This is a genomic window from Ruegeria sp. C5, from assembly GCF_056537605.1.
The window spans coordinates 21,680-48,368 of the sequence record NZ_JBQFRX010000002.1; the positions used below are offsets into that span (position 1 = coordinate 21,680).

General features: G+C 57.1%; 27 protein-coding genes. 9 read left to right on the top strand and 18 right to left on the bottom strand.

Translation table 11 applies throughout. The annotated features are described in order from the left end of the window. Positions 1-111: 111 nt before the first annotated feature. Entirely contained in the window at positions 112-804 is a 693-nt protein-coding gene (locus tag ACR0AW_RS08040; RefSeq protein ID WP_170732507.1) for a helix-turn-helix transcriptional regulator, read from the bottom strand. A gap of 104 nt (positions 805-908) precedes the next feature. On the opposite strand from ACR0AW_RS08040, the gene ACR0AW_RS08045 reads away from it, so the two are divergent. Beyond that, positions 909-1,100, top strand: coding sequence for a hypothetical protein (locus ACR0AW_RS08045; RefSeq protein ID WP_170732509.1), 192 nt, complete (start codon positions 909-911; stop codon positions 1,098-1,100). A gap of 2 nt (positions 1,101-1,102) precedes the next feature. Here the strand turns inward: ACR0AW_RS08045 and ACR0AW_RS08050 are convergent, their stop codons facing one another. Then, on the bottom strand, positions 1,103-1,750 hold the full coding sequence (locus tag ACR0AW_RS08050) for an RluA family pseudouridine synthase (protein WP_170625796.1): 648 nt from the start codon (positions 1,748-1,750) through the stop codon (positions 1,103-1,105). 97 nt (positions 1,751-1,847) lie between these two features. Between ACR0AW_RS08050 and ACR0AW_RS08055 the strand changes: the two genes are divergently transcribed. Together ACR0AW_RS08055 and ACR0AW_RS08060 are read left to right on the top strand one after the other, a co-directional pair. Further along, positions 1,848-2,258 (top strand): nuclear transport factor 2 family protein, encoded by a 411-nt coding sequence (locus ACR0AW_RS08055; protein WP_170398766.1) that lies wholly within the window; start codon positions 1,848-1,850, stop codon positions 2,256-2,258. Between the two features lie 155 nt (positions 2,259-2,413). After that, entirely contained in the window at positions 2,414-2,965 is a 552-nt protein-coding gene (locus ACR0AW_RS08060; RefSeq protein WP_480438883.1) for an SGNH/GDSL hydrolase family protein, read from the top strand. On the opposite strand, the gene rarD is transcribed toward ACR0AW_RS08060, so the two are convergent. The 9 genes from rarD to ACR0AW_RS08105 all read right to left on the bottom strand — a co-directional run bounded on the left by rarD (position 2,962) and on the right by ACR0AW_RS08105 (position 13,678). After that, complete coding sequence (gene rarD / locus ACR0AW_RS08065) at positions 2,962-3,867, bottom strand: EamA family transporter RarD (protein WP_170398771.1); 906 nt, start codon at positions 3,865-3,867, stop codon at positions 2,962-2,964. The two genes, ACR0AW_RS08060 and rarD, sit on opposite strands and share 4 nt — an antisense overlap. Before the next feature lie 258 nt (positions 3,868-4,125). Then, entirely contained in the window at positions 4,126-6,579 is a 2,454-nt protein-coding gene (locus ACR0AW_RS08070) for a GcvT family protein (protein ID WP_170732511.1), read from the bottom strand. Between the two features lie 89 nt (positions 6,580-6,668). Beyond that, on the bottom strand, positions 6,669-7,649 hold the full coding sequence (locus tag ACR0AW_RS08075) for a GlxA family transcriptional regulator (protein WP_170406633.1): 981 nt from the start codon (positions 7,647-7,649) through the stop codon (positions 6,669-6,671). Positions 7,650-7,658: 9 nt separating this feature from the next. Then, complete coding sequence (locus ACR0AW_RS08080; protein WP_170732512.1) at positions 7,659-8,552, bottom strand: homocysteine S-methyltransferase family protein; 894 nt, start codon at positions 8,550-8,552, stop codon at positions 7,659-7,661. Positions 8,553-8,563: 11 nt separating this feature from the next. Beyond that, the gene (locus ACR0AW_RS08085) at positions 8,564-9,610 is read right to left on the bottom strand and encodes an alcohol dehydrogenase family protein (protein WP_170732513.1); all 1,047 of its coding nucleotides are present in this window, start codon (positions 9,608-9,610) and stop codon (positions 8,564-8,566) included. A 24-nt stretch (positions 9,611-9,634) separates the two neighbouring features. Further along, entirely contained in the window at positions 9,635-12,085 is a 2,451-nt protein-coding gene (locus tag ACR0AW_RS08090; RefSeq protein ID WP_170508875.1) for a GcvT family protein, read from the bottom strand. A gap of 15 nt (positions 12,086-12,100) precedes the next feature. After that, positions 12,101-12,481, bottom strand: coding sequence for a GFA family protein (locus ACR0AW_RS08095; protein WP_170596812.1), 381 nt, complete (start codon positions 12,479-12,481; stop codon positions 12,101-12,103). Positions 12,482-12,485: 4 nt separating this feature from the next. Then, positions 12,486-13,109, bottom strand: coding sequence for a LysE family translocator (locus ACR0AW_RS08100; protein ID WP_170646731.1), 624 nt, complete (start codon positions 13,107-13,109; stop codon positions 12,486-12,488). Continuing rightward, positions 13,109-13,678 carry a helix-turn-helix domain-containing protein gene (locus tag ACR0AW_RS08105; RefSeq protein ID WP_170732514.1) on the bottom strand — a complete coding sequence of 190 codons (570 nt, stop codon included), beginning with the start codon at positions 13,676-13,678 and terminating at the stop codon, positions 13,109-13,111. Before ACR0AW_RS08105 ends, ACR0AW_RS08100 begins: the two co-directional genes overlap by 1 nt. A gap of 117 nt (positions 13,679-13,795) precedes the next feature. Between ACR0AW_RS08105 and ACR0AW_RS08110 the strand changes: the two genes are divergently transcribed. Next, the gene (locus ACR0AW_RS08110; protein ID WP_170406651.1) at positions 13,796-14,080 is read left to right on the top strand and encodes a DUF1294 domain-containing protein; all 285 of its coding nucleotides are present in this window, start codon (positions 13,796-13,798) and stop codon (positions 14,078-14,080) included. 11 nt (positions 14,081-14,091) lie between these two features. Here the strand turns inward: ACR0AW_RS08110 and ACR0AW_RS08115 are convergent, their stop codons facing one another. After that, positions 14,092-14,544, bottom strand: a complete 453-nt coding sequence (locus ACR0AW_RS08115; RefSeq protein WP_170732515.1) for a GAF domain-containing protein — start codon at positions 14,542-14,544, stop codon at positions 14,092-14,094. Positions 14,545-14,618: 74 nt separating this feature from the next. Further along, entirely contained in the window at positions 14,619-15,791 is a 1,173-nt protein-coding gene (locus ACR0AW_RS08120) for an acetyl-CoA C-acyltransferase (protein WP_170732516.1), read from the bottom strand. Between the two features lie 101 nt (positions 15,792-15,892). On the opposite strand from ACR0AW_RS08120, the gene ACR0AW_RS08125 reads away from it, so the two are divergent. The 3 genes from ACR0AW_RS08125 (at position 15,893) to ggt (ending at position 18,493) form a co-directional block, all read left to right on the top strand. Then, positions 15,893-16,231 carry an STAS domain-containing protein gene (locus ACR0AW_RS08125; protein ID WP_170398809.1) on the top strand — a complete coding sequence of 113 codons (339 nt, stop codon included), beginning with the start codon at positions 15,893-15,895 and terminating at the stop codon, positions 16,229-16,231. A 55-nt stretch (positions 16,232-16,286) separates the two neighbouring features. After that, positions 16,287-16,703, top strand: coding sequence for an ATP-binding protein (locus ACR0AW_RS08130; RefSeq protein WP_480438887.1), 417 nt, complete (start codon positions 16,287-16,289; stop codon positions 16,701-16,703). Positions 16,704-16,915: 212 nt separating this feature from the next. Further along, the gene (gene ggt, locus ACR0AW_RS08135; RefSeq protein WP_170732517.1) at positions 16,916-18,493 is read left to right on the top strand and encodes a gamma-glutamyltransferase; all 1,578 of its coding nucleotides are present in this window, start codon (positions 16,916-16,918) and stop codon (positions 18,491-18,493) included. A 24-nt stretch (positions 18,494-18,517) separates the two neighbouring features. Here the strand turns inward: ggt and hspQ are convergent, their stop codons facing one another. Next, positions 18,518-18,844 carry a heat shock protein HspQ gene (gene hspQ / locus ACR0AW_RS08140; RefSeq protein WP_170398818.1) on the bottom strand — a complete coding sequence of 109 codons (327 nt, stop codon included), beginning with the start codon at positions 18,842-18,844 and terminating at the stop codon, positions 18,518-18,520. Positions 18,845-18,924: 80 nt separating this feature from the next. Between hspQ and ACR0AW_RS08145 the strand changes: the two genes are divergently transcribed. Together ACR0AW_RS08145 and ACR0AW_RS08150 are read left to right on the top strand one after the other, a co-directional pair. After that, complete coding sequence (locus ACR0AW_RS08145) at positions 18,925-19,806, top strand: AEC family transporter (protein WP_170732519.1); 882 nt, start codon at positions 18,925-18,927, stop codon at positions 19,804-19,806. Positions 19,807-19,866: 60 nt separating this feature from the next. Further along, positions 19,867-20,448, top strand: coding sequence for a transglycosylase SLT domain-containing protein (locus tag ACR0AW_RS08150; protein WP_170425842.1), 582 nt, complete (start codon positions 19,867-19,869; stop codon positions 20,446-20,448). Positions 20,449-20,464: 16 nt separating this feature from the next. On the opposite strand, the gene ACR0AW_RS08155 is transcribed toward ACR0AW_RS08150, so the two are convergent. The 4 genes from ACR0AW_RS08155 to ACR0AW_RS08170 form a co-directional block, all read right to left on the bottom strand. After that, positions 20,465-21,061 (bottom strand): outer membrane lipoprotein carrier protein LolA, encoded by a 597-nt coding sequence (locus tag ACR0AW_RS08155; RefSeq protein ID WP_170508886.1) that lies wholly within the window; start codon positions 21,059-21,061, stop codon positions 20,465-20,467. A gap of 39 nt (positions 21,062-21,100) precedes the next feature. Beyond that, positions 21,101-24,019 carry a DNA translocase FtsK gene (locus ACR0AW_RS08160; protein ID WP_170508888.1) on the bottom strand — a complete coding sequence of 973 codons (2,919 nt, stop codon included), beginning with the start codon at positions 24,017-24,019 and terminating at the stop codon, positions 21,101-21,103. Between the two features lie 14 nt (positions 24,020-24,033). Continuing rightward, entirely contained in the window at positions 24,034-25,215 is a 1,182-nt protein-coding gene (locus tag ACR0AW_RS08165; protein ID WP_170732521.1) for an aminotransferase class I/II-fold pyridoxal phosphate-dependent enzyme, read from the bottom strand. 108 nt (positions 25,216-25,323) lie between these two features. After that, entirely contained in the window at positions 25,324-26,652 is a 1,329-nt protein-coding gene (locus tag ACR0AW_RS08170; RefSeq protein ID WP_170732523.1) for an amidase family protein, read from the bottom strand. Between the last annotated feature and the right edge of the window lie 37 nt (positions 26,653-26,689).

The following is a 26,689-nucleotide window of genomic DNA, read 5'->3' on the forward strand; positions in this document are numbered from 1 at the left end:
CCTTCTGCTCACGTACCCGTTCACCGGGTTTGTTTCGTTACGCTTAGTATAACACAGTGAGAACAATGGGCCTCAAGCAACAATTGAGTGAAATAGGCGAATACCCGCCATTCAGGCCACCCCTGCGGAGTTATCCCAGGTGTTCTGCTCTTGCCAGATTGCACGCAGTAGTTCCCCTTGCCCGCAGAAATGATCCTCGGTCAGTTCGCATGCCCAGATCCGATCTGTGCGGAAATGGCGAAACCCGTTTCGCAGCTCACACCACGCGGCCAGCATAGTGCATTCTATGTGGTAGATCAGGGCGACGGGCCGCACCGTGCGTTCGGTACGTTCGCCTTCTGAATTCACGTAGGTGATGCGTATTTTGCGTTCAGCCCGGATCGCTTCGCGGTAGTTTACGACCGGCACACAGCCCTTTTCCGGATCATCCATCGGCGCGCCCCAAGGCGCAACCTGAAGCCAGTTAGCTGGCGCGCGCAGGGCTTCGATCTTACGACACACCCGGTCAGCGGCCTGTTGCAGGGTACTGTCACCAGTGCGGGCCAGCATCGACAGGCCCACCCACAGGGCCTCAACCTCTTCCGCATCGAAATTCAATGGCGGCAGGTCATAGCCGCGCCTCATCAGATAGCCAACACCCGCTTCGCCTTCGATTGGCGTACGCTGGGCCTGCAACGCGGCAATATCGCGGTAGACGGTGCGCACCGAAACCTCGAGCTTGGCGGCCAACGCATCGGCCGTCACGGGCGCTTCAGCAGCACGCAAGATCTGAATGATTTCGAACAGACGTGTCGATCGGCGCATCCGGGTCTCCTAAAGATCTGCTGACAACTTAGCACACCCCCCTGACAAGGTGGTGTCAGGAGTGTTGGGCGAAGATTGGGCAATTGCAATTCAGGAGAGTGACTATGCCCTACCTCGACAATCACGTCATGATGACCTTGAAACTGGATCGCTGGTCCCAAGGTCACGTTTTGCGCGGATTCGAAATCGAACGTGAAATTGCTGCCGCACGGGAACGCCAAGTTATACGCCCGGTCAAACGCACCCGGCGGTTTTCGCTGGGAAACCTGAAGATGCTTTGGACCAGTAACGCCTAGAATCAGAATTCGGCTGGCGCGCGAAATTTCATCGACACCCCGCCTTCGGGATTTTTGAGGCGCAGTTCTTCCGAATGAAGCATCAACCGCGGGAAGTCGCGCGCCGCGCCATCGGCATAAAACGGATCACCCAAGATAGGATGCCCCAGCGCCTGCATATGAACCCGCAACTGGTGCGATCGTCCGGTCTTGGGAGACAGGCGAACACGCGTTGTCTCGCCCTCGTATTTTACCACGCGCCAATCCGTAACAGCAGGCTTGCCGGTGTCGTGACAGACCATCTGACGGGGGCGATTGGGCCAATCGACGATCAGCGGCAGATCAACCGTTCCCGTTTTTGGTTCTACCCGCCCCCATACGCGCGCGACATAAGTTTTGCGGGTCTGGCGATTTTCGAACTGTAGCCCCAGATGCCGCTGGGCATGCGGCGTCTGTGCAAACACCATTACACCGGATGTATCCCGATCCAACCGATGCACCAGCAACGCTTGTGGAAACGCAACTTGCACGCGAGTTAGCAGACAATCAGCAAGATGCGCTCCCCGCCCCGGCACCGATAACAAACCCGCCGGCTTGTTCACCACGATCAATTGCGTGTCTTCAAACAGCACATCCAGAGGAGAGTTTGGGGGATCATAGGTTTCGCTCATGCGCGCTTGCCTATCTCAGGCGGCCCCCTCCCGCAACGTCGTCCTTGCGTGAGTGAAAAGGTTCAGCAACTCTTTGGTCAACAAGAGGGAAGACGGTATGCACCCGACGATCAAACGAATGCAAGAAGTAGTGGCCAAGGGCGATGAAGGCCTGATCCAAGAGTTGCTGGCCGAAGATGTTCGGTTTTCACCACCCACTTACTACAGCACCTGGACCGGGCGTGAACCTGTTGCAGCGGTTCTGGGTCATGTGGGTCAGGTGTTTTCCGAATTTCAGTATCGTCGGATCATGGGCGACGGCGACGATTGGGCATTGGAGTTTCAATGCAAAGTCGGTGCCTTGGACGCCGTGGGTGTAGACTTGATCACGCTGAACGCAGACGGGCTTATTCAGGAATTTGAGGTCGTCATGCGTCCTTACAAGACCGTCGGAGCCTTGCGCGAAGCCATGATGGCACGAGTCATGAAAGATGCGCGCTTTCTAAAGTTCAAAGATGCGCTGAGCTAACGGTTCCTTTGCCTGTTGCCGCCGATCAGATTCTCAGAATTCCGCTTTTGCCTATTCTGGCCATTCAGGGGTTCGCGGTAAGACGCAATGCGCAATTTCTGCCAGAACCGACTGGTCCCCGCCAAGGGTGTGCAGGGCGCGGGCCCAGACTGCGCTTGTTGATCACCGGGGACAGCTCGGCCGCTGGCGTTGGGGCGGGCACACAAGGCCAGGCGCTATCCGGGCAACTGGTCGGCCAATTGGCAAAGCGTTATACCGTGGAATGGCGGCTTGAGGCGGCCACCGGGCATACCACTCAAAACACAATTGAGCAGCTGCAAGGGCTTTTCGAACAGTTTGATGTGGCCATAACGGCGCTGGGTGTGAACGACGTGACCCGAGCGGTAAGCAGACAAAGCTTTGAGGACCGACAAACCCGGCTATTGGATCTTCTGACCGGGCCGATGAAGGCCAGGCGGGTGATCGTGTCTGCGGTTCCTCAGATGGCGCGTTTTCCCGCTCTGCCTCAGCCGCTCGCCTGGTTTTTGGGGCAGCAGGCTGCAAGGCTGGATCACGGCTTGCAGAAGGTGGCTGCAGCATATCCGCAAGTTTCACATCTGGCGCTGAACCTGCCCGATGACCCGGCGCTCGCCGCGCCGGACGGATATCATCCAAGCCCCAAGGCCTATGCAATCTGGGCGGAACAGCTTGCCCAGCTCATTCGCTAGGCCTGAGACCGTATTTGCCGGATCATCGGGATCGAATACACAATCAACCCGGCCCAGATCAGGGGGAACGCGATCAATCTTGCCTGATCAATACGCTCTCCGAACAACGTGATCGCGGTGATAAAAATCATCGTGGGCGCGATGTACTGCAGGATACCCATCGTCGACAGACGCACCAGTTTGGCCCCATTGGCATAAAGCAGCAACGGAATTGCAGTCACCAGCCCCGCGCCTGCAAGCAGCGCAGTGTCTGACACGGCTGCTCCAAAATGCCCGGCACCACTTGTTCCAAGCCAGGTGACGTAGGCCAGGGCGGGTACCAGTAGAATCAGGACTTCCAACAAAAACCCTTGGTTGGGCCCGATCGGGAGTGAGCGCTTGAAGAACGCATAAAACCCCCAGCTGAACATTAAGCCCAAAGCCGCCCAGGGTAAGCTTCCCGCCTGAAACACCAGTACCAACACCCCCAAAGCGGCCAACCCGACCGCAACCAACTGTGTTCGGTTCAGAGGTTCACGCAGCAATATCGCACCCAACGCAATGCTGAACAAAGGGTTGATGTAATAGCCCAAAGCCGCGTCCAGCGCATGCCCCGATGAAATCGCCCAGACATAAATCGCCCAGTTCACCGAGATCAGCGCCGCTGTAATTGCCGCCATACCCAACATTTTGGGATTGCGAAGTGCAGTTTTCAGATCGCCGGTCCGCCCGAGCGCTATCAGCAGCAGCCCGGCCACCGGCACCGACCAGATCACCCGATGCGCAACTACCTCGATCGGGCCGATATGCTCCATTGCTTTCATGTAAAGTGGCAGGAAGCCCCAAAGCACATAGGCCATCACAGCCAACGCCAGCCCTTTGGGCGTATCGGTATTGTTTGGTGGTACGCGGGTGTCTGCCACAGCGAGTCTCCGACTGATACCGTGTTTCTCTACGGCAAATCAGATGGGCTTGGGAACTATCAAAACTGTGAAGCAGGGCATCAAAGTTTCTGATAGGTCGCGCGTTCTGCAGCCAACCTATATGCGAAGCGCTGTCTCACGCTCATGGATATTGTTGGCCAGATGAGCAGGTGATCCCTTATTCATCTGGCCACAAATACTCTCGCGAGCGTCGCCCGGTACGGACGGTGGGGCAGAGCCTACCACTGTCGATGCTTTCTAGACTTTGACCCGCTCGGATTTCGCATCATACATCGGTTTCAACGACGCCTCTGCCTGGACTTTCACACCACAGACATCGATCTCATAGGTCGAGGCCAGCACGTCTGCAGGCTTTTCGCCCTCGCAGGGCACATAGCCCAGACCAATGGCACCACCCAGCGTGTGACCATAATTGCCCGAGCTAAGGTAACCTACATATTCACCATCGCGCACGATTGGTTCGTTGTGGAACAACAGTGGTTCGGGATCAGTCAGTCTAAACTGGACAAGCCGGTTCTTGGGCCCGCTTTCCTTTCGGGCCATCACCGCCTCGCGACCGATGAAATCGCTGCCTTTGTCCACTTTGACGGCAAATCCCAATCCCGCGTCGACCACGTGATCCTCGCAGGTGATGTCATGACCGAAATGGCGAAAACCCTTCTCGATCCGGCAACTGTCCATCATGTGCATGCCGCAGAGTTTCAGGCCCATATCTTGTCCGGCTTCGTGCAGCGCCTCAAAAACATGACCTGCCATGTCGGACGACACATAGATCTCCCACCCAAGCTCACCCACATAGGTCACCCTGTGGGCGCGAGCGAGACCCATACCGATCTCAATCTGTTGTGCCGTGCCAAAGGGGTTAGTCCTGTTCGAGAAATCAGCGGGCGAAACCCTTTCAAGCAATGCACGCGCATTCGGCCCCATGACGGCCAAAACGCCCTCGCCAGCGGTGACATCGGTGATAACCACATTGAAGCCGCCTGCATGACGCATCATCCAGGTCTGATCCGCCAATCGGGTCGCCGCGGGGGTGACGACCAGGTAGGCGGTCTCAGTCAACCGTGTGACCGTGACATCTGCTTCGATCCCACCGCTACGGTTTAGGAATTGGGTGTAGACGATCTTGCCATTGGGCACTGAATAATCGCCGCCGCCGATATAGTTCATGAATTTCTCGGCATCCGGCCCTTCGACGCGGATTTTGCCGAAGGACGACATGTCATACATGCCTACATTTTCGCGCACGGCACGGTGTTCGGCAGCCGAATTCTCGAACCAGTTCTGCCGTTTCCAGCTGTATTGATATTCTCGTTCCTGCCCTTCGTTGGCAAACCAATTGGCGCGCTCCCACCCAGCCAATTCGCCCATCACGGCACCCTGTTCGATCAGGTGATGGTGAAACGGTGTCCGGCGCACACCGCGCGCGGTGGTCTTTTGGCGATAGGGATAGTGGTCGGCATAAAGCAGGCCGAGCGTCTCTTTCGAACGCTCAAAGAGGTACTGCTTGTTGCCCTGAAACGGCTGCATGCGACTGATGTCAACATCGCCCAGATCGAACGGTTTCTCGCCCGAGTCCATCCACTCGGCCAGTGCCATACCAGCACCACCCGCCGACTGAATACCAATCGAATTGAACCCTGCAGCGACCCAAACGTTATCCATCTCGGGGGCGAGTCCCAAGTGATATGCATCATCCGGCGTAAAGGACTCGGGGCCGTTAAAGAAGGTGTGAATCCCCGCCTCGGCCAACATCGGCATCCGATTGCAGGCCGCTTCGAGTATTGGTTCAAAGTGATCGAAATCCTCTGGCAACTGGTCGAATTCGAAACTGTCGGGGATGCCGTTCATCGCCCAGGGTTTTGCATTTGGCTCAAACGCGCCCAGCAGGATTTTTCCGGCATCCTCTTTGTAGTAGGCACATTCATCCGGTACGCGCAGCACCGGCAGTTGGGTCAGCCCGTCGATCCCTTCGGTCACGATATAGAAATGTTCGCAGGCGTGAAGCGGCACGTTCACACCTGCCATCTTACCAACCTCGTGGCCCCACATGCCCGCACAGTTCACCACCATGTCGCATTCGATATGGCCCGAGGAACTGCCATCGTCCGCAATCCAGTCCACGCCGGTGACTTTACGACCCTGCTTGACGATGTCGGTGACTTTCACACGTTCTTTGACGACGCCACCGCGCTGACGCGCACCTTTAGCCAAAGCCAGAGCGATATTCGCTGGATCACCCTGCCCGTCCAAAGGCAAATAAACCGCCCCCTTGACCCCTTCCAGGTTCAGATGGGGATACAGCTCCTGCACACGATCATTGTCGATCTCTTCGACCTCAACCCCGAAGGCGCGGGCCATGGCGGCCTGACGATAGATCTCTTCCTTGCGCTCTTCAGTCAGGGCCACCGTGATCGATCCGCAACGCTTGAACCCTGTGGCAACGCCAGTTTCTTCCTCAAGTGCGCCATAGAGTTCCTGACTGTACTTGGCCAGCTTGGTCATGTTTGCGGTCGCGCGCAGCTGCGCAATCAGACCTGCAGCATGCCATGTGGTGCCGCTGGTCAGTTGCTTGCGCTCAAGCAACACAACATCGGTCCACCCTTTCTTGGTAAGGTGATACGCGACCGAGCATCCGATGACGCCGCCGCCGATGATGACCACACGGGCCTTGGTGGGAAGATCAACCATCCTGATGTCTCCGCTGTCTCAGGTTTTTTGCAAAATGCCATGAAGGATCGACAAAAAAAGCGTCAAAAACGTCATCTCAATCGCGAAAATCACCTATATTCTGCACGTCTTTTTTGACGTCTCAGAACAAACGGAGTGACGCCAAAGACGCTTTTGTAAACGGATGAGAATCCGTTTGGAAAGCCGCACACCAAGCCGATTTCCCGCACGCTCATCGTTGTGTTCAAAAGCAGGTTGTTGGCTTTGGCCAAGCGCATTTCTCGGTAGAATCCGTTTGGAGTGGTTGCGAAAGTTGCCTTGAACTTGCGCTCAAGCGATCTGTTCGACACGTGTAACATGTCAACGATCTGATTGATCGGTAACGGTTCTTCGATATTCGCCTGCATCAGCTTGATACATTGATCCAGCTTTGCGTCACCTGTGGCTGTATTCCGAGCGCCTGAGAACGGCTGCATAGATGAGAAATCGCGGATGTTCTCGTGCAGCATGATGTCCGCAACTGTCATCTTGGCGGCACCCGAAATGTGCCGCCCAATAACCGCCAGTGCCACATCCGTCGTTGCCTCCATTCCAGCGCAGGTGACCACCGAACCCTGTTCGGTCGCAATTGAAAGCTTGGCCTCAAAACGCGCGCCACGTTCGCGTAAGAAAGAGGCGTTTTCCCAATGGGTTGCCATATGATCAGCGCCGTTTTCGTCGATGTACCTGCTTGCTGCTTCGGCCAGCAAAAAGACCTGGGCTCCCCGGTACGTATAGTCGGGCACGACGCGACCTAAAGAAAGCTCTGGCTGATCCGGATCCGAGTTTCCGATCACAAACAGATAATCCGCATCGGGCTGCGCAGGTATGGTTTCGGTCGACACCGTCGCGCAACTGCTGCTTTCAACAGGTCCCCCCTTTCGGGACCGGTATGTGAATGTGAACGGAGGATGCGCGCATACCCGGTTGGCCAGGCGCAACACATCGACCAACGAGGCCAATTCAAGCAACACGAAACCGGGTGCAACCAGAATATCGAAATGCTGCTGATCCCGATCTTTTCGCCGTTCAGGTTTGTTGCGGATCGACATGAGGCACACTCAAACAATTGTGTGCCCGGCCGCGCGTAAACTGTCGGCAAGGGTTTCGATGTGATCTGGCCCAACTTCGCAGCAACCGCCAACAATCGTCGCGCCCTGCGCCACCCAGCCCATGGCATGCTGCGCATAGGCGTCAGGGTCTAGGTCATGACGGCCTTCCAGAGAGTCAACCGTCGGGGCATCCTTCAAAAAACCGTCTTTGATACCAGTAAAGCCATTGGCATAAGCGCCGAATGGGCGACCCAGCTTTGCGATGATCTCCAGTGCAGCCGGAATCACTTCCGGGCGCGCGCAGTTGATCAAAACGGCCTCGGGGGCGTAACGCGCAACAAGCGGGGCTATGTCCTCCAGCGCTTCGCCTGACCGCAATCGCGTGCCGTCATCATCCATAACCGACAATGCCAGCCAGACGGGTTTGCCGCAATTCTCGGTACCGCGAAGCGCACCTTCGGCTTCCAGAACCGAGGACACGGTTTCGATCAGGAACAGATCAACCCGGTCTGCCATCAGTTGAGCCAGCTCGGCAAATTTTTCAGCCGCATCGTCTGGGTCGGGGTTCAGATCGGGCCGGTAGCTGGCCAAAAGCGGACCAAGCGAACCAGCGATACGACCGTCAGTTCCCGCGCAAGCCTGCTCGGCCCGCGAAAGAGCAGCCTCGATCAGACGTGGCATCTGGTCTTCGATCCCCTCACGCACCAGCCGCGAGCGGTGAATGGCATAGGTATTCGTGGTGGCAATCGTCGCGCCACTGCGGAAATAGGCCGCGTGAACTTCGGTCAGCAAGTCAGGTTTGTCGATCATCACCCGCGTTGACCACAAAGGCGTGGGCTGGTCACCGCTGCGTTTCACCAGTTCCTGCCCGATCGAACCATCTAAAAGCGTAATGTCAGCCATCTACCCCCCTTTCACGGTATTAATACCAGTTTCCCGGGCAAGGTCTTGGACATAAAATCCTCTTGCGCCTGAACAATGTCACGCAACGGGTAGGTTTTTGAGACCAAAGGCCTGATCCGACCTGCATTCATCAGCACAACAAGTCGGCCAAAGACTTCGGGAGGCTGATGGGTGCAGCCATGGATTGTGATGTCGCGCAGATAGATGTCTCGCAAATCGGCGCTGACGATGGGGCCAGCGATTGCACCTGACACCGCATAGTGCCCGCCGGGTTTCAGCGCCAGTATGAGATCGGGCCAAGCCGAGCCGCCCACCACATCGATGACGACATCGAACAAATCCTTCGGCAGTTGCGCATCCCGGTCAAAGGTTGCCGACGCCCCCTGCGCTTTGACCACATCCGCCTTGGCAGCGCTTGTCACCCCCCAGACCGTCGCTCCTCGTAGCGCCGCGAGCTGGACCGCGGCGAGGCCCACACCGCCTGAAGCCCCTGTAATCAGCACTGTGTGGCCTGCCGACACACCAGCGCGAGTCAGCAGGTTTTCTGCGGTCCCAAACGCGCAGGGAATAGCGGCGATTTCCACGTCTGATAGGGGCGAGGCGGTCACATCATAGAGATCATTGCTATCGACCAGACAGTATTGGGCAAACGCTCCGTCGATTTCTGAACCAAGCGCGATAAAACCATGCGGTCTACCCGGCCCCGGGCGTGGCAAGTTGATAGGACAGGTCACGCGTTGGCCGGGCTTGAACGCTGCCCCCGGTCCAATCTCTTCAACAATCCCACACAGATCACCGCCTTGGATGCGGGGAAAGTGCAGCGCACCTCCCCACCCGCCGGCCTCAACCTGCTGATCTACCGCATCCGTCGCTTCTGTAACATCCGACGAGTACCAGCCGATCCGCGTGTTGATGTCGGTGTTGTTGACCCCGGCAGCGGCGACGCGCACCAGAACCTGCCCTGGACCGGGGGTTGGAACGGGGACGTCTTCCCGCCATTCCAACACCTCAGGACCTCCATGGCCAGTCAGATATACGCCTTCCATCTGCCGGGTCATATCAGCGCCTTTCTGTCGTAGGGGTCAGGCCCTCAACCGTTCATTTGCAGGATCCCAGAGCGGCTGATCCTCCTGAACAACAGCACGACATTTCTGTCCGTAGATTTCAACCTCTAGCTCAGTTCCCGGGACAGCCAGATCTGCGCGCACCATGCCCAGCGCGACCGAGGCACCAATGCGATACCCCCACGCACCCGATGTGGTTTCACCCACGATCTCATCACCGCTCCAGATGCAGGACATGTAAGGCGCATCGACCTCACCTGCGTCCACGATCAGAGTGACAAAGGACTTTTTAACGCCTTGCTGTTTTTCGTTCTGAATGGCTGCTTTGCCAACAAAATCCTGCGGTTTATCGAGCTTGACAAAGCGCCCCAAACCACCTTCCAGCAGAGAGTAATCCGTGCTTAGGTCGCCTTTCCACGCGCGATAGCCTTTCTCGATCCGCAGCGAATTCAACGCATACATGCCAAAGGGTTTCGCTCCAGCGGCCAGCACAGCTTCGTAGATGGCGGGCATCGCATCATTTTCAGCATGGATTTCCCAACCCAACTCACCCGCGAAAGATACACGGATCAAGAAGGCATCCTGCCCGGCCACTTTGGCGAATTGGTGGGTCAGCCACCCTTGCTGCAAATCTGCATCGGTGATGCCGGACAATACGTTCCGCGTCATCGGTCCTGTCACGATCAGTGTGTCGCGCTCGGTTGTGGTTTCCCGAACGGTCACACCTTCGGGCACCGAATTGCGGATCAAATCACCATCGTGCCACTGTGCCGTGGCAGCAGTGATTAGGACGAAATTGTTCTCAGCCAGACGGATACAGGACAGCTCGGTCAGAATGCGCCCTCTTTCATCCGAGACATAGATCAGATTCATGCGCCCTGCTTTAGGGATACCTCCGGTACAGAAGCCACGCAGCCAGTCATCCGCCCCCTCGCCTTGTATCCAGAACCGCGAGAAGCCCGGCAGATCCAGCACCCCGCAGTGATCGCGCACGGCTTCGCATTCTTCTTTGACCCGTTGCTCCCAAGGGCCCGAACGTCCCCAGGTATGGGTGGCTTCCAGTGACGTGTCATCGCCGGTTTGCGCAAACCAGTTTGCGCGTTCCCAGCCGTTGTACGCGCCCATGACACCGCCCAATTCCTTGACCTTGGCGTGCACAGGCGAGACCTTCTTGTCGCGTGCGGCAGGCCATTCGTGATGTGGGAAATGCATGGCGTATTCGTTGCCGTAGACCTCCATCCCTTTCTGATTGCAATAATCCTGATCGGTGTAGTCGGTGTAACGACGCGGATCGACCGCCCACATATCCCATTCGGTGTGACCATCGACGATCCATTCGGCCAGAACTTTGCCTGCACCACCACCTTGGGCGATACCGAAAGTGAAGGTATGAGCCTCGAACGCGTTTGTCACACCCGGCATCGGGCCAATCAACGGCAGACCATCTGGCGCATAGGGGATCGGGCCATTGATGACGCGACCAACGCCCGAGGTTGCCATCAGCGGAACCCGTTCCATTGCATCGGTGACGATATCCTCGATCCGGTCCAGATCATCATTCCACAGTTGGAAGCTGAAATCCTCGGGCATCGGGTCATCCTTGGTCATCCAGTGGCCCTTGCAATTGGGCTCATAAGGGCCAAGGTTGAAGCCATTCTTCTCTTGCCGCAGATAGTACGAGATATCGACATCGCGCAGCAGCGGTAGCTTCTTGCCACCGTTTTCTTTCGACCACGCTTCGATTTCAGGAACTTCGTCGGTCAACAGATACTGATGGCTCATGACCATTGCCGGGACGGTTCGGCCGCCAAAGGGTTTGAACCATTCCCCTACGCGCTGCGCATAGTAACCGGCGGCGTTCACCACATAATCGCAGGCAATATCACCCTTTTCGGTATGCACGGTCCATGTGCCGTCGTCCTGCTGTGTCACACCGGTTGCCGGGCAGAATCGGATAATCTTTTGCCCCATATCCCGCGCTCCCTTGGCCAGAGCCTGAGTCAGCTGCGCCGGGTCAATGTCACCATCGGTCGGGTCATACAGAACGCCTTCAAGATCATGGGTCTCCAGGAAAGGATAGCGTTCCTTGGCCTCTTCCGGAGTCCACATCTCCATCGGGATGCCTTGATAGCGGCCCATAGACATGGCCCGTTCGAATTCCTGCATCCGCTCCTTGCTGTGCGCCAGACGAATTGACCCGGAAACGTGGTAGTTCATCGGATAGTCGACCTCGTCCGCGAGGCGCGAATACAGTTCGGTCGAATAGCGCTGCATGTTCATGATCGCCCACGAGGTCGAAAACGTCGGAACGTTACCCGCCGCGTGCCATGTCGAGCCTGCGGTCAGTTCGTTCTTTTCCAGCAGAACACAATCCGTCCAGCCCTTCTTGGCCAGATGATACAGCGATGAACAGCCCACAACGCCGCCGCCGATGATGACCACACGGGCCTTGGTTGGAAAATCACTCATGTGTTTGGTTCCCTATTAGTGTGCCCGCTGGGGCAGGTCGTCTTTGATGTCATAGTAATCGCCCTTGTCCGCAACGAAGATGTGCTGGGCGAGTTTCAACCCGGTCGGCTCATCCAGTGAGCCCACGGAAATTGCGATCGTGTCCTCGTCATTGTGCTGCCAGAAGAGGAACGAGCCACAAGCGCGGCAAAATCCGCGCTTGGCAATGTCAGAGGCGCGATACCAGCCCAGCGTTTCGCTGGTGGTAAAGCTGAGATTGTCCTGTTGCGTAACGGTCGAGGCCCACAGGTGACCCGACTGTTTGCGACACTGCCCGCAATGGCAGGCATTTGGTGGCGTGAGGTCTCCGTCAACAATAAAAGCGACCGCGCCGCACAGGCAGGAACCGGTATGCATGTCTTTATCCCCTCGCTGTCGGCGTCGAACTGGCACCCAGCAAAACGCCATAAATGATGAAACAGGTCGCCATCACGCGGCGTACCCAGATATTGAACACCGCCCCCAACGCAGCCTTGCCCATCAGCGCCCCCAGCGAGGTGAACCCGGTATAGCTGAGCGTCGTGATGACCAGTGCCGTCGGCATGATCACCGCCATCTGCTGCCAGATGGGTACATTCGGCTGCACAAATTGCGAAAACGCCGCAAGGTATCCGGCGACGCTTTTGGGGTTGATCGTGGCAACAGCCAACGCGTGAAAGTAAACATGCCGCGCCGGACGCTCTGACGCCGGAGCGGGTTTCGCTGCGTTCATCCAACCGCGAATGCCCATCCAGATCAGAAACCCGGCCCCGATCAGCTTGGCGACAAAGAAACCTGTTGGCGACGCGGCAATCAACGCAGTGATCCCCACTGCCGAGAGGATCAGGAACGCACTTGCCTGCGTTAGAATAGCCAGTACACCCAGCATAGCTTTTGGGAATGGCAGGCTCATCCCATTTGAGATGCAATTAACCGCATTCGGCCCCGGGGTGGTCACGAACACCACCCAGAACAAAGCGAATATGGTCCAGGCCTCGAAACTCATCAGTACACCGGCGGGGCGATAACCCAGATCGCCACAGCGGGCTCATCAAAGGGGTTGGACCAAGTGTAGGGCTCGTGCTTGATCCGGAAGCTATCGCCGGGGCCGACCTGAAAGCGGCGCGAGCCGATCGTCAGTTCCAGACGGCCTGAAACCATATAGCCGACTTCCTGCGTCGGCCGGTTTGCCGGGGTCTGCATCTGCGAATGCGGCTCAAAGGTCGAATGCACCATCTCGAAATCGTCGGTCAGGTCAGGCGAAAGCAGTTCTTCGATCAACCCTTCTTCGCCAGAGCCCATCGGGCGACGGGACCCTGCCCGCACAATATACCCTTGCTCATCCACCGGCGCAGCGGAATGGGCAAACAGCATCGACATCGGCACACCCAGACATTCGGCAATCTGGCGTAGATCCGAAATCGACGGCTCGGACATGTCACGCTCGACCTGGCTGAGCCAGCCAACGGACCGATCCAATCGGTTGGCGATCTCAGTCAGAGTCAGCCCGCGCGCCTTGCGCAGTGCGCGCAGATCGGCACCGAGGGATGCGCTATGAGGGGCTTGCGAATTCAAGTTGCGCTCCGAGTCTGCGTGAAATTTTCTGTTACTTTTTCACGGTGCCTCGAATCGGTGAAATTTCCAAGCATTTTTTCACTTGGGTCTGCAAATTTAGTTGGCTATGCACGGTCCATGTGGATTGCCGTAATCTATCTTTGGGCCATTAATGCCCTGACTTTGATGGCGTTTGGCTGGGATAAGCTGCGCGCGCGCCGTAGAAGGCGACGCATCCCCGAGCGGCGCTTGTTATGGTTGGCGGCACTAGGTGGCAGCTTGGCCGCGCTACTGGGTCGCTGGATCTTCGGGCACAAGACCCGCAAGCGCGGTTTCTCGGCTTGGCTATACACGATCACAGCGTTTCAGGCCGGGCTTTGCTATCTGATTATGTCCCGAGATCTTGGCGCATTTTTGCGATAGGTCGGAACCCTCTAACGCGCAAATACATCCGTTAGAATAGCACCAAGTGCGGTCGCATCATCTTTGGTAAACGCGTCGGGCTGGTCGCTGTCGATATCAAAGACAGCGATCACGTTACCATTCGCATCCCGCACCGGTAGAACCAACTCGGACCGAGTGGATGACGCACAAGCGATATGGCCGGGGAAAGCATCTACATCCGAAACCAATTGCACTTGCCCTGAACGGGCAGCCGCACCACACACACCGCGTTCAAAAGGGATTACTAGGCAGCCATGCCCCCCCTGATAAGGCCCGATCTTTAGCACTTCGGGCTCAGTTACGCGGTAAAATCCCGTCCAGTCGAATCGGTCGTCCGAGTGATGCACTTCGCATGCCACCGTAGCCATCAGTGCAACCTCGTCGGTTTCACTGTCGGTCAAGGCGGCTATGGTTTTGGAGAGTGTGTCGTAGTCGGCTTTCATGTTGGTAGACCTTGCATCCGGGGAACTGCGGGCGCTGCCGCCAATTCCCCGAGTATTTGCAAAAAGACAAAGCGTCAAACGCGTTCTATTGCGATGGCCGTCCCTTCTCCGCCGCCAATGCAGATTGCAGCGACACCGCGCTTGAGATTTCGCTTTTCCAGCGCATTGAGCAACGTGACCATAATCCGAGCCCCCGAGGCACCTATCGGGTGGCCAAGCGCACATGCGCCGCCATTCACATTCACGATCTCACGGGACAAGCCCATTTCGTGCATGAAGGCCATCGGTACCACGGCGAAGGCTTCGTTAACCTCCCACAAATCGACATCCTCTTTTTTCCAACCGATACGATCCAACAATTTCTGCGCTGCCGGAACCGGAGCAGTTGTGAACAGCCCCGGTGCCTGCGCGTGACTGGCGTGGCCAAGAATTCGTGCGCGCACGGTCAGGCCCTGCTGTTCTGCTGCCTTTGCCGAGGCAAGCACAAGGGCGGCTGCGCCATCCGAGATCGAAGAAGAATTGGCTGCCGTAACCGTTCCATCCTTGCGAAAGGCTGGTTTCAGTGTGGGTATCTTCTCGGGCCGCGCCGATTTGGGTTGCTCATCCGCGTCCAGCACAACCTCGCCTTTACGAGTCTGAATCTTGACCTGTGTAATTTCCTGGTCGAACGCATTATTTTCCTGCGCGGACAGCGCGTTCGAAAGCGATCGCAGGGCGTATTCGTCCTGCGCCTCGCGCGTGAACTGATAGGATTCGGCACAGTCCTCGGCAAACGTGCCCATAAGCCGACCTTTGTCATAGGCGTCTTCGAGCCCGTCAAGAAACATGTGATCAACCACTTGCCCATGTCCGATCCGGGCGCCACCGCGCATCTTGGGCAACAGATAGGGCGCGTTGGTCATGCTCTCCATCCCGCCAGCGACCATGGTCTGAGTATGGCCCAAAGCGATCTGATCAAACGCAATCATTGCTGCCTTCATGCCTGAACCACACATTTTGTTGAGCGTTGTGGCAGGTACATCTTCTCCCAGACCGGCGGCAAACCCAGCCTGACGCGCCGGGGCCTGTCCCTGGCCGGCAGGCAGGACGCAGCCCATCAGCACCTCATCCACGGTCCGAGCGCCAGCACCCTCCAACGCTGCGCGGATAGCAGCACCGCCCAGATCAGCAGCGGCGACGCCGTCAAACATGCCCTGAAAGCCGCCCATTGGTGTACGCGCGGCACCTGCTATCACAACCTCGTTCATCCGAAATCTCCTTGAACTTTCCAGCCTATGGATACCGAATGGTAAGAATTACCGTCTAGCGTATTTCTACCATCATTTTGCATTGCCAAAGGCGGACGAACATGGGGCTCAGCAGCGAGATCACCGGCGAGACACAGATAATATCCGTTCATTGTGATCGAATTGATGCCGCGATGGCAATTCAATTCAAGGAAGATATGCGCGCGGAAACCCAAACCCATGCCAAACGGGTGGTGTTGGATTTGTCTTCTGTCGAATTCATCGACTCCAGCGGTCTGGGCGCCATTGTCGCCTCGATGAAACAATTGGAAAAAGGGCGCAGATTGGATCTGGCCGGCTTGCGCCCGATCGTTGAAAAAGTGTTCCGCCTGACCCGCATGGACACCGTGTTCAGACTGTTCAAATCGCTGGATGAGGCGATCGGCGCTGGTGCAGACTGACGATCGGCAGAGGTGGAACAGCGTGTGCTCGAATTGCAAACAAAACTGCCTGGAGGTGAGCTTTCCCGCGACACAAGTGCAGGCCAGCGCAGGGATCGCGGCGTTAAGCGCACGGCTTGCGGCGCAGGGATTGCCGGAAAGCAAAGCAGATGACGTAAGAATCGCGCTGACGGAAGCGATCAACAACGTGGTCGAACATGCCTATGCCGGGGTGGCCGCCGCTGACGTTCAAATCGATTGCTCATTATGTGCAAAGAAGCTGGTGATTCAGATCACCGATACCGGCGACCCGATGCCTAAATTGCGGATACCGAGCGGCACTCCACCATCTGTCGACACTGCTTTGCAGGACCTGCCCGAGGGCGGCTTTGGCTGGCACCTGATTCATCAACTTGCCAGCGACATACAATATGAACGCAAAAGCGGCGGGAACCTGCTCTGCTTGCGGTTCGACTTTGACGAGATGTCCTAGCAGGCATCAAATGGCCACAATAAGGCCTAGATCGAACCATTGTCGCGCCGCAAACAAAGGTCATAAGTAAGGGGTAGCTCAGATAGCTTCCCTCGGCGCCTAGCGTCACAGCCCCCACCCAGTGAGCGGCGCCGAGGACCTCCTTCCTCTGATAGCATTGGACAATTCCCAGCTGCGGCTTAGTGTCTGCGTGTTTGCAGAAGGAAAGACCCATGCGCGATTTTCACAAGACAGGCCGTTCTGAAGTTTTGTCAACCGAAGGGATGTGCGCAACGTCCCATCCGTTGGCCGCCAAAATCGCGCTGGATATTCTGCAGCAGGGCGGCAATGCCATGGACGCAGCCATTGCAGGCGCAGTGCTTCTGGGAATTTGCGAGCCGCAAATGACCGGCTTGGGTGGAGATTGCTTTGTTCTGTACAATCGCGCAGGCGAGCAGACTGTTCGCGCACTAAACGGTTCGGGTCGAGCCGCGGCAGCAGCGGATGCACAGGCATTGCGGGATCGCGGTTCAAATTCGGTTACCGAGACCAGCCCGGATGCCGTGACAATTCCCGGAGCGGTTGAGGCATTCTGCCGTCTAGCAAAAACCGAAGGTCGGCTGGGCCTGGAAGCAATCCTGCAACCCGCAATCCATTATGCCGAGTCAGGTGTTCCGGTGGCTCCACGCGTTGCCTTTGATTGGAAGAACAGCGCATCCACCCTGCAAGGCGCGGCCCGTGATCATTATCTGATTGACGGCAAACCCCTGCAAACCGGGCAGGTTTTTCGCGCACCCGGTCAGGCAGAAGTTCTTCGGCGCGTGGCACAACACGGTCAAAAGGCATTTTACTCTGGTGAGATTGCCGATGACATGCTTGCGGCCCTGTCCGATCTGGGTGGAGTACAGACTGCGCAGGATTTCGCGGCCGTGCAAAGCGATGAAACTGTGCCCGTCAGCGGAGATTATGGCGGTGTCGAACTGGTCGAGCACCCACCGAATGGTCAGGGCGCGACGGCAATCCTGTTGCTGAATATCTTGAAGCACTTCGATCTGGCCGCAATGGACCCTTGGGGGGCTGAACGCGTACATATCGAAGCCGAGGCCAGCAAACTGGCCTACGACGCACGCAATCGTTTCATCGCCGATCCCGACCACAGCACGCGGATGGCTCATTTTCTTGCACCTGAGACAGCCGCCCAACTTGCCGCGCTGATCAATCCGAAACGCGCCATGGCTGCCGCCGCTCCCTTGACCGAGTCTGTTCACAAAGACACCGTCTATATCACCGTGGTTGACCGGGATCGCATGGCCGTTTCACTTATTTATTCGATCTACCACGGGTTCGGGTCGGGCATCGCTTCGGAAAAGTTCGGCATTTTGCTGCAGAATCGGGGTGCTGGTTTCAACCTCGAACCCGGTCATCCAAATGAGCTTGCCGGTGGAAAGCGACCAATGCACACAATCATACCGGGAATGTTGCGCGCCCAAGGCCGCATCGCGATGCCCTTTGGTGTCATGGGAGGTGCCTATCAACCAACCGGACACGCTCGGCTAGTGTCAAATCTCACGGATTTCGACATAGAGCTGCAGGAAGCCATCGATGCGCCTCGGGCATTTGCAGATGGGGGTGTTCTGAAAATCGAGCGAGGCTATTCCGATGCCGTTCTGCAACAATTATCCGATATGGGGCACACTGTCCAAATACCGGAAACATCTCTGGGTGGTGCGCAAGCCATTCGAATCTGTTCAAACGGAGTTCTGGAAGGTGCTAGCGATCCCCGTAAAGACGGTTGCGCATTAGGCTACTGACACACGCCATTATGACGGACATATTCAGTTCAACTGAAAGTGCAGCGGATAAGATCCATCCTGAAACGGGCCGAACATGTTGGGGATATCGGGATGGTCTACCGGCTCACCCGATTGGTCCTCAACCAGATTTTGTTCTGAAACATAAGCGACATAGAAGGATTGATCATTCTCAGCCAGCAAATGATAGAACGGCTGATCCTTCAGCGGGCGACTGTCTTCAGGAATGGCCTGATACCATTCCTCCGAGTTCGAGAATTCCGGATCGACATCAAAAATAACCCCTCGAAAAGGGTGTCTACGGTGTCGAACCACCTGTCCCAGGCGGTACTTGGCTTGTGTCTTTAGCATTGTTTCGGCCCCCAAAGCATTTAGTACATCTTTTCGGGCAGAAAAGCCAACCAATGAGCTGAAATTCGGGGAAACAGTCTGTGAACCTACTCCTAACAGTGTTCGAAATCGTTGCCCCGGTGTTCCTTCTGGCCGGGATCGGGTTTGCGTGGGTCAAGCTCGGGTTCGAGTATCGGCTGCAATTTGTCACGCGGTTTGCGGTGACGCTTGCGGTGCCCAGCCTGATCTTCGTAGCTTTGATGCAAACCGACATTCCTGGCGGTGAATTGACCGTTTTCACGCTCGCTGCGATTGCATCACATGTTGCTTTGGCGGTGGTTTTCTGGGTCTTTGTACGTGCCTCAGGGCTTGAGCAGCGGACCTATCTGTCACCTCTTATCTTCGGTAACACTGGGAATCTGGGCCTGCCTTTGTGCATCTTTGCCTTTGGGCAGGCTGGATTGGGTTTCGCGGTGATCTTTTTGGCCGTAACCGCTCTGTTTTCTTTTACCTACGGTATCTATCTGGTCGCGGGGCGCGGCGCCTTTGGCAAGGTTCTGCGCGAGCCGATGGTCTGGGCCACGCTGCTGGGGGCATTGTTTCTGTGGCGTGGATGGCAGACGCCACTGTTTCTAACCAACACGCTGGAACTGTTGGGCCAGATGGCGGTGCCTATGATGCTGATCACCCTTGGGGTCGCGATTGCACGCCTGACAACACAGAAGCTGCAACAGGCTATATGGTTGTCCTTGCTGAAACTCGCGGTGTGCTTCGGGTTGGGCTGGGTTCTTGCCATCAGTTTTGAACTGGGCCCTGTGGCTTTCGGAGTTTTAGTTTTGCAGATGTGTACCCCAGTCGCTGTCACCTCATACCTGCTGGCAGAGCGGTTTGAGGCGGATTCAGATGCGGTTGCGGGCATGGTCATGGTCTCGACCGTGCTATCGGTTCCCGCACTGCCTATAATTCTCGCTATTATTCTGTAACGATTGTGATTTCCTCAGAGCTCAATCTGCGCTAGAATAAAGAAAAAAGGCACGAGGCACATGAGCAGAATTCTTTTCGTACTCTTCGGGGTGCTGCTTTTGGCATCCTGTGGTGGCGGGTCCAAACAGCCACCGAGCAGACTGAATGACGCGTGCAGCATTGCGCGCGAAAAACCCGATTATATCAAGGCTTTCAAAAGCACCGAGCGCAAATGGGGTGTCCCCGTTCACGTTCAGATGGCCACGATTTACCAAGAAAGCCGTTATCGCGCAGATGCGCGCACACCGCACAAATACGTGCTGGGCGTCATCCCGATGGGTCGCCAAAGCAGTGCTTACGGCTATGGTCAGGCACTTGATGGCACGTGGGAGCAGTATCAACGCGAAACCGGCAAACGCCGCGCCAAGCGGGATCGCATCCGTGATGCGTCGGATTTCATTGGCTGGTACATGAACAAAAGCTATGAGCGGAACGGGATTCATCCCACCGACGCGCGTAACCAATACCTGGCCTATCACGAAGGGCAAACCGGCTACGCGCGCGGCAGCTACAACAGCAAATCTTGGCTGTTGAACGTTGCGAATGATGTAGACGCCCGAGCGCAACTGTATCAGGCGCAGCTGGCGAACTGCCGTTACTAAACAAACCCGTATCAGGTCAGCGATCGTCTGACCTGATACGGGTTTTGCTTGAAAACACGCTGGAATCGAGATTTCCGCCTTCAGTCAACGGCCCCAGCAGTACGGTCGTTTGACTTCCAGCGTTATCGTGGATCACCCATTTGCGCAGCTCGACCGGATTGGATGTGAACATTAACTCGATCCGCCCGCTTTCCGGATTCTTGGGGTCCTGAGCCGTCACAACCGTAGCGGTACCGTCAAAATCGTGCCCAACAACCATATTGGCTTGCCCCAGATTGACATTCCGCGCCAACACCAGTGACAGCGGTGTGCGTTTCAGCGGGTACTGTTCGGGCGGCTGATTGGATTTCGGGTCAAAGATCTGCACCGTCCCCGACCGCGCCAAAACTACCGCACTGTTGGGCGGATCATATTCGAACCGCATTTTTCCGGGCCGCTCGAGCCACAGCTTACCGGTGCTAAGCGATCCGTCATCATTCACCTGCGTGAATGTGGTCTGAACCGTCTTCATCTGGTTCAGGTAGTTAGAGATTTGCGACAGTGGCAGCTTTTCAGCCGCCCACGCGGCGGGCGCAGCCAGTGTCATAGCAAGGGCAAAAGCAATCTGTTTCATAGGACCCAGATAGGCGTTCTGCCCTTGTTATTAAATATCTTACTGCTCGGGGACGAGGATTTCGCGTTTTCCAACGTGATTTGCCCCGGAAACAACGCCTTCGTCCTCCATCTGCTCAACAAGCCGCGCAGCTTTGTTGTAGCCAATGGCAAGTTTTCGCTGAATGTAGGACGTCGAGCATTTGCGATCTTTGATCACAATCGCCACTGCCTGGTCGTAAAGGGCGTCTTCTCCGTTCGTGTTGCCACCCGTGTTCAGGCCCAGAACAGCGTCGATATTGTCAGCCTTTTCCTCAGCCGGGCCATCGACCACGCCGCTCATGTAGGCCGGCGGACCGAACTGTTTCAGGTGGTTGACGATTTCTTCAACCTCTTCATCCGAGACAAACGGACCGTGACAGCGGGTGATCTTCGCCCCGCCCGCCATATACAGCATGTCGCCCTGCCCAAGCAGTTGCTCGGCACCCATCTCGCCCAGGATCGTGCGGCTGTCGACTTTCGAGGTCACTTGGAACGAAATCCGCGTTGGGAAGTTCGCCTTGATCGTCCCGGTGATCACGTCAACAGAAGGGCGCTGAGTGGCCATGATCAGGTGAATGCCCGAAGCCCGCGCCATCTGCGCCAGACGTTGAATGCAGGCCTCGATCTCCTTGCCCGCGACCATCATCAGGTCGGCCATCTCGTCGACGATCACAACGATATAAGGCATTGCTTCGGGCGCGAATTCTTCGGTCTCGAACATTGGCTCGCCGGTTTCATCGTCAAAGCCGGTCTGGACCGTGCGGCTGAACATCTCGCCCTTGGACAGCGCATCCTTCACGCGGCCATTGTAGCCCGCGATATTGCGCACGCCCATTTTGGACATTTTGCGATAGCGATCCTCCATCTCGCCCACGACCCATTTCAGGGCCACAACCGCCTTTTTCGGGTCGGTCACAACGGGCGAGAGCAGGTGCGGGATACCGTCATAGACCGACAGTTCCAGCATCTTGGGGTCGATCATGATCAGGCGGCACTCATCCGGCGTTAGCTTATAAAGCAGCGACAGGATCATCGTATTGATTGCCACCGACTTACCGGAACCGGTCGTACCTGCGATCAATAGGTGAGGCATTTTTGCCAAGTTCGCCACCACGGACTCACCGCCGATATCCTTGCCCAACGCCAAGGGCAGCGCATGGTTACCATCGCCGAAATCGCGACTGGCGAGGATTTCGCGCAGCACCACCATCTCACGGTTTTCATTGGGCAGTTCAATGCCAATAACCGAGCGCCCCGGCAGAGTTGAAACCCGCGCGGACAAAGCCGACATTGAGCGCGCGATATCGTCGGCCAAACCGATCACACGGCTGGCTTTTAAACCCGGTGCAGGCTCCAGTTCGTACATGGTCACAACCGGACCGGGGCGGACGCTGACGATCTCACCCTTGACGCCGTAGTCATCCAGCACGTTTTCCAGCATCCGCGCATTTTCCTCGAGCGCCTCATCGCTTAGGTGATGGCGTTGGATGCTTGCAGGGTTGGACAGAAGGCCCAGCGGTGGCAGTTCGAAATCGGAATGCCGTTCCTCGAAAGAAAGTGTCGGCTGTGCTTCGGCTTGCGCCCTGCGCGAAGGCGGAGGAGTGCGTCGGACCGGTTGAGCTACTACAGGTTTACGCGGCTCAGCAACGGGAATCTTGACAGCCTGTCGCGGTTGGAGCGCGGGTTCGGAGGCATCATCAAACACGGCCTCATCATCATAGTCCGGTTCGGAAACATAGTCCTGCTGCATCCAATTATCAGCCTCGGAGTCAGCCGCCAGCGTCTCAACATCAGATCCTGCTGTCAGCGGTGGTTCGGGTGGCAAACCTGCAGAGGTCATCGGGGGTTCGGGCGGCAACTCGTCTGCCGCGCCAGAGTTCAAAATCAACGGGTCCGGTCCCCTGCCCCGCCCTTTGGTCAATGGCAAGTTGGGATCGGGTTCGGGCGTTAGCACACCAGCGGCCACTTTACGATTGCGCACAGCGGCGGAAATCTTGGACCGGATGCGATCCTCACCCGGCATGTCGTAATACCCTTCGACCGCAACGTTTTCGACCAACTCAGGCTCGGGCATTGGGTCAGGACGACGGATCAGGGAAGGCATCCGAGCCAGAAGGCCTGTCTTGGCGACAGGTTCCTGCGCTTCAATCTCAGGGTCTTCAAAGACCGGATCAGCGTAGGCCAGGTCGTCGTCAAAATCCGCCTGAACCGGAACTGCACGTTCGGCCTTGCGCTCGGCCCATTGGGCCTTCCGGTCCCGTGCTGCCCGCGCTGTCGCCGATGCCCCGCGTCCCAGCGCGTTCATCAACAGATCATAGGCCATGACCAGTCCCAACAGAAACGCCCGGAAGCCATTGCGAACGTCCGCTTTGCCGAAACCCAACACAAATACACCCAGAGCCAGCATACCGACCGCCATCGCCAGCGACATCAGCTTGACCAGGAAATGCGATGAGATCGGCAACAACGTCAAAATCGCGCCCATCACTGTATCGCCGAATAGACCGCCCAAGCCATAGCTGTGCGTCGCCCGCCATTCGGCACCCGGTACCAGAGTCGCTGCATAGACAGCCAGAACGGCGATCCAGATCGGCGCAAAAATCAGGCGGGCAATGGCACGGTCTTCACCTAAATGACCTGCAAATCGAACGCCCCAAGTGATCAGCACCAAGGCGACACCCAAGCTGCCCCAACCCACGATCATAAATAACGGCGCGGCAATCGAGGCCCCAATGCGCCCCATCCAGTTTTGCACGGGCGCATCGGTCGAAACCATCCAGTTTGGATCATCGGGCGTATAGGACCAGATCATCGCTGCAGCGGCCAACCCCAACAGGATCAAAGCGATCCCGATCAGTTCTTTGCTACGCCGTTCAATGGCGGCTTGCGTGTTGCTGTCCAGCAGCGGGTCACGGTTTCGCGCGTTATATGATGCCATTTTGCCCTCGTACCTCACGAATAGATGCAGTCGCGGAGTGTAATCAGCCCGCGCTTCATCTCTGTTTTTGGGGCCACCATCGCGACCCGGATAAATTGCTCGCCCGGGTTTTGCCCCGGATCACCTTGAGAAAGATATGCACCCGGCAGAACCCGTACGCCGGTTTCCTGCCAAAGCTTCAATGCGGTTTCTTCGCCGTTTTCGACGGGTAGCCACAGGAAGAACCCGGCCTCGGGCGGCATGTAGCCCTGTACGCCTGCGAAAACCTCATCCGCGACGGCGTATTTCTCCTGATACAGCGCGCGGTTTTCCTGCACATGCGCTTCATCCGCCCAAACCTTGGCGGCGGCGGCCTGCAGCGGGGCGGGCAAAGGGGCACCCGCATAGCTGCGCAACAGTTTGACACGGCTGATTGTTTCAGGTCCACCTGCGATCAGCCCCGACCGCAGCCCGGCCAAGTTCGACCGCTTGGACAGAGAGTTGAACAGCGTGACACGTTCGGGGTCAGCACCCAGTTCCTGCGCAACGGTCAGCGCGCCAACCGGCGCGGCGTCGCGGTAGATTTCGGAATAGCATTCATCGGCAAAGATGCGGAAATCGTACTTTTCAGCCAATTGAATCAGCTCAACCCAGTAATCGCGCGAGGCGACCGCCCCCTGAGGGTTCGCGGGCGAGCAGATATAGGCTACAGAAGTACGGTTCAGAACCTCTTCGGGCAGGCCTGCATAGTCTGGCAAATGGCCAGTGGCAGCGGTTGCCGGCACGAAATATGGCTGCGCACCGACCGAAATCGAGGCAACCATGTAGACCTGATAGAAGGGGTTCGGGCACAGAATGATCGGTTGCTGCCCATTTTTCTGCTCAGGGCAGAGCGCCATTGCAGCGTTATAAAGACCCTCGCGCGTACCGTTCAGTGCCATCACATTGGCATCTGCATCCACCGACACACCATAGCGGCGGTTGATCCAACCCGTGATCGCTGCGCGCAATTCAGGTGAGCCTTCGTTCGGGGGATAGCCCTGAAACCCGGCGGCGTTTTCCATGATCACGTCGGTCACCCAAGATGGGAAATCATGCTTGGGCTCGCCAATGGTCATGTGAACGACTTCACCACCCGGCTGATGATGATCCAACAGGGCGCGTAGACGCGGAAACGCGTATTCCGGTAGGTTCGAAAACCGCTCGGGGAAATTCATGATACTGCCTCAATTTCGGGGTCATTTTGCGCCCCGTTTTATGGCAGATTACAGATCGACCCGGGCTTCGTCCAGACAAAGAGGTGCCGAATCAGGGGATTGTGGCATTCAGGTCAAAGCGCTTTCGGCTGCTGAGCCGAGCCGTAACAAGGCCTCTTCCGACCCCGGATAGCCCAACATCATCAGCCCGCAACCGGGTGTTCCCGTGGGCAAAGTCAGTGCCGCAAGCCCCATCAGATTGCCGATCCGGGTGTTGCGGAGAGCCAAGAGATTTTCGGTAACATAGTAGTCATGATCATTCATCAACCGGTCGAGATTGGGCGGTAGGATCGGGGCCGTCGGCGCAAGCACGGCGTCAAAGCCCGCAGTGGCCGCATCCCAAGCCTGTCGACAAGCGGTTAGTTTCGACCAAGCAGCCACGTAATCGGGGCCGGAATAGGCCTTGCCCATTCGGAACCGTTCAAGGATTTCGGGATACATCGCCTCGGGGTTCGCTTCGATCACATCACGCCACAAGCCGTAGGCTTCGGTTGTATAAAGCACGCCCGACAGGCTCATCGCTTCGTTCAGCTCAGGCACGTCAAGCGGAACGATCTCGGCCCCGGCCTCTTTCAGGCGCGCCAGCGCATCATCATAGGCGTTGGCTGGAGCTTCGCGCAGATCGTCCTTGGCGACGTTCTGTAAATCAGCAAAGCGGCGACCGATCAATGACGCCCCGCGCAGATCAGCCGGGGCGGTGCCCTCAAGCGCGGCAAGCATATGTGCGGCGTCCTCAACTGATCGCGCCAGCGGCCCAACGGTATCGAATTTCAGACACAGCGGCACGACGCCCTCAAGGCTAACGCGCCCCGCCGTGGTTTTCAGCCCCACCAGATCGTTCCAGGCCGAGGGAATCCGCACCGATCCACCCGTGTCCGAGCCAACGCCGCCTGCAGCAAGCCCCCAAGCCACCGAAGCTCCTGCACCTGAAGATGAGCCGCCCGGCACTGCGTCTTCGTCATTCACGCATGGAGGCGTAGCCGTCACAGGGTTTAGACCCAAACCCGAGAACGCCAATTCGCTCATATGCGTTTTACCCAGACAGACCGTACCCATCGCGGTCGCGTTCCGCACCACCTGCGCATCGGATTCGGGCACGCGGCCTTCCAACAGGGCTGAACCGGCCTCGGTCCCTACGCCTGCCGTGTCAAACAGGTCTTTCCAGCTGATCGGGACGCCATCCAACAAAGACCGACGCAGGCCAAGCTTTGCCCGCTCTTGCGCCGCAAGGGCCTCGGCGCGGGCGCGATCGTGGGTCACCCGGGCATAGATCCGATCGCGATGTGGATGGGCGTCAATCGCGCTCAGATAAGTTTCTGTCAGTTCAACCGGATCGATCTGCCCCATTCCGATACCACGGCCCAAATCACATGCCGTCATGGTCAGCCAGTCTTGCATCCGGTCCCCTCCCGAGTAATTCCGTGATCGGACGGTA